The organism is Arthrobacter sp. Y3225116 (genome assembly GCF_059091245.1).
In genome coordinates, this window is record NZ_JBNHGL010000285.1 from 1 (window position 1) to 3,199 (window position 3,199).

At 67.6% G+C, this 3,199-nt stretch carries 4 protein-coding genes; 2 read left to right on the top strand and 2 right to left on the bottom strand.

Annotated elements, in window-relative coordinates; translation table 11 throughout:
• Window positions 1–380: 380 nt before the first annotated feature.
• Complete coding sequence (locus AC5RV2_RS16170) at window positions 381–1,016, bottom strand: GNAT family N-acetyltransferase (RefSeq protein WP_494000381.1); 636 nt, start codon at window positions 1,014–1,016, stop codon at window positions 381–383.
• 28 nt (window positions 1,017–1,044) lie between these two features.
• A complete protein-coding gene (gene galU, locus AC5RV2_RS16175) occupies window positions 1,045–1,947 on the bottom strand; it encodes a UTP--glucose-1-phosphate uridylyltransferase GalU (RefSeq protein WP_494093179.1) in 903 nt (300 codons plus the stop codon).
• Between the two features lie 67 nt (window positions 1,948–2,014).
• On the opposite strand from galU, the gene AC5RV2_RS16180 reads away from it, so the two are divergent.
• Together AC5RV2_RS16180 and AC5RV2_RS16185 are read left to right on the top strand one after the other, a co-directional pair.
• Window positions 2,015–2,638 carry a 5-formyltetrahydrofolate cyclo-ligase gene (locus AC5RV2_RS16180; protein WP_494093180.1) on the top strand — a complete coding sequence of 208 codons (624 nt, stop codon included), beginning with the start codon at window positions 2,015–2,017 and terminating at the stop codon, window positions 2,636–2,638.
• Window positions 2,639–2,720: 82 nt separating this feature from the next.
• On the top strand, window positions 2,721–3,041 hold the full coding sequence (locus AC5RV2_RS16185; RefSeq protein WP_494093181.1) for an FmdB family zinc ribbon protein: 321 nt from the start codon (window positions 2,721–2,723) through the stop codon (window positions 3,039–3,041).
• Window positions 3,042–3,199: the final 158 nt, after the last annotated feature.

The following is a 3,199-nucleotide window of genomic DNA, read 5'->3' on the forward strand; positions in this document are numbered from 1 at the left end:
TCGGCGCTGCGGAACAATTTCCAGCAATCGGCCACAGGCAACTGCGTCGTCGAAGGCATCTCGTTCGCGGTGCTCATGGCATCAGTCTAATGATCCCCTGGTTGCCGCCCGAGGCGGTTGCGGGTACTGAAACTAGTGGTGTTGCGTGTCCCGGCGCCGGTTCAGCCATCGCGGGACGGAATGCTCCGCGGAGCACGTACGGTCCTACCCAGACAAACCACAGCCCAACGATGACCGCCAAGATCACAGAGCTCTGAATGTCCACTCTCAAAACCGTAGAAGCTCAAGCATGCCGTACGCGGCATTCATCACGGTGTGTCGGATAACGATTCCGCGCGGCGCTGCCTTATGGTGTCGGGCAGACTTCGGTGCCGGCCCGACTACGGCGTCGGTCCGACGTCGCCGTGCTCCAGCCAGCGGTCCAGCAGGCCGCCGGGAACCTCCTCGGCAGTGAGCGCGAAGCTGCGGTGGTCTGCCCAGGCCCCGTTGATATGCAGGTACCGCGGACGCAGTCCTTCGTCTCGAAAGCCGAGCTTCTCCACGACGCGCAGGCTCGCGCGGTTCTCCGGCCTGATGTTGATCTCCATCCGGTGGAGCCCGAGCGTTTGGAAGCAATGGTCGGTCGCCATGGCCACCGCCGTGGGCGCTATCCCGCGGCCGGCTCGCGCCTCATCCACCCAGTACCCCAAAGTGGCCGACATCGCGGAGCCCCAGACGATGCTGGAGACAGTCAGCTGCCCGACCAGCGCCGGCCGGGGCCTCCCCTCCTGCAATTCGGTGATGATCCAGGGCAGGGCCGTGGCCAGGCGCGCCTGGTGCTTGAGCGAGCGGACCATCTCCGAGAACGAGGGCAGATACCCGTCCGGAGCCGGATTCGTGGCCTCCCACGGTTCCAGCCAGCGGGCGTTGCGGCGCCGCACGGCCGTCCACTCGCTCCGATCCCGGTACCGGATCGGGCGCAGCGACAAGTCCCCGCATGCCAGCGTCGCTGGCCAGATGGCCGGCCCGTACCCCATGTGAAGTTCTTTGCGGTCGCGACGGGGCTCAGTCGCCCGAGCCGTCGATGAAACTCTTCAGCCAGGTCCGCAGTTCCGTGCCGATGTCTTCACGTTCGGAGGCGATGGTCACGACGGCCTTGAGATAGCTGAGCTTGTCGCCGGTGTCGTACCGGCGCCCGGAAAAGACCACGCCGTAAACGCCGCCGCCTTCGCCCTCGCGGCCGGCCAGGGCTTCGAGCGCGTCGGTCAACTGGATTTCGCCGCCGCGGCCGGGCTTGGTGTCCTCCAGCACGTCGAAGACGGACGGGTGCAGGACGTAGCGGCCGATGACCGCGAGATTGGACGGGGCCTCGTCCGGCGAAGGCTTCTCCACCAGTTCGTTGATCCGCACGTAGCCGCCGTCGCCCATCGGGGTCACGTCCGCGCAGCCGTAGGCGCTGATCTGGGCGGGGTCCACCTCCATCAGGGCGACCACGGAGCCGCCGGTCTGTCGCTGGACCTCGATCATCTGGGTCAACAGGTCGTCCTGTTCGTCGATCAGGTCGTCGCCGAGCAGCACGGCAAACGGTTCGTCGCCCACGTGCTGGCGTGCCCGCAGGACTGCGTGGCCGAGGCCCAGCGGATCCCCCTGGCGCAGGTAGTGGATGTCGGCCAGCTCCGAGGCGGCCTGCACGGCGGCGAGCTTCTCCAGATCGCCCTTCTCCTCCAGGATCTGCTCGAGGTTGGGCACGCGGTCGAAGTGGTCTTCCAGCGGGCGCTTGTTGCGGCCGGTGATGACCAGGACGTCGCTCAAGTCTGCGCGCACGGCTTCCTCGACCACGTACTGGATGGCCGGCTTGTCCACGACGGGGAGCATTTCCTTGGGCATGGCCTTGGTGGCGGGCAGGAAACGGGTTCCCAAACCAGCGGCCGGAATGACAGCTTTGCGTACCGTGCGATGAGACGTCATGGGTTCAGACTACCGAACGAAGGTGCGAAGCAAGCCGATCCGGGGGGAAGCAACTACGATGTCGGCCATGGAGATGCAGACCGGCATGGACAAGGAAACCGCCCGCGCATTCTTCCGGGCCCGCCGCCGGGCACGCCCCGAGGAAGAGCAGATCAGGGCCGGGACCGCCCTGGCGCAGCAGGTGGTGGACGGTCTCCGGCGGCTGAACGTCCCGGCCGGGACCATCGTGCCGGCCTACCTGTCCGTCGGTTCCGAACCGTCCACGCGCATGCTGCTGCCGGCCCTTGAGGAGGCCGGCTACCAGGTGGTGGTCCCGATCTGCGAACCGGACTACCGGCTCAGGTGGGCACGCTGGTTCAGCGGCGTGGAGCTGGTCCGCAGCCCCCGGGCCTGGATCGACGAGCCCGTCGGTGAACGTTTTGGAGCGGAGATCATGGCCGGTTTGCCGCTGGTGCTCGTGCCCGGGCTGGCCGTGGACTCCGAGGGCAATCGGATGGGCCAGGGCGGCGGTTATTACGACCGGTTCCTGGCGTCGCTCGGCGACGGCGACGACCGCCCGAGGTTTGTCGGTGTTTTCTACGCCGACGAGGTGGTGGCGGCGGGAGCCTTCGAGTTCACCGCGCTCGACGCGCCGCTGGACGGCGCCGTGTCGCCCGACGGCTGGACGTGGTTCCCCCGGCGGACGGTGTAGAATTGGCACTCTGAGCGGGTGAGTGCCAACGCCTGGCCGGGCGCTTCCTGCTCCTGCCAAGTTTTTTTCAGGAGGAATTACTGTGCCCACGTACGCCTACGCCTGCAAAGACTGCGCCCATGCCTTCGACATCCAGCAGTCCTTCAGCGATGAATCGCTGACCGTCTGCCCCGAATGCGGCGGCAACCTGCGCAAGAAATTCAACAGCGTCGGGGTCGTCTTCAAGGGCTCGGGCTTCTACCGCACAGATTCGCGCGACTCTTCCACGGCAGGCTCCGTTCCCGCTGCCGCCTCGGGGTCGGCCGGCACCGGATCAGCCGCCTCTTCCGAGTCGGCGAAGCCCGCCGCCTCCGAAGCCTCCAAGCCTGCCGCCGCCCCGGCTCCGGCGGCAGCAGCCAGCTAGCCGCAGCGGACGCCGGCGGCCGCTCCTACACCGCGAAGCGGCGGCGGCGCCGGATCCACAGGTGAGCGTACCCCGCCGACAGTGCGGGCCGGATGCTTCTAGCGTGGCCGCATGCCCGTTGCTGCCGCGTCCCGCACCGCCCGCCCTGCACTGTCGCC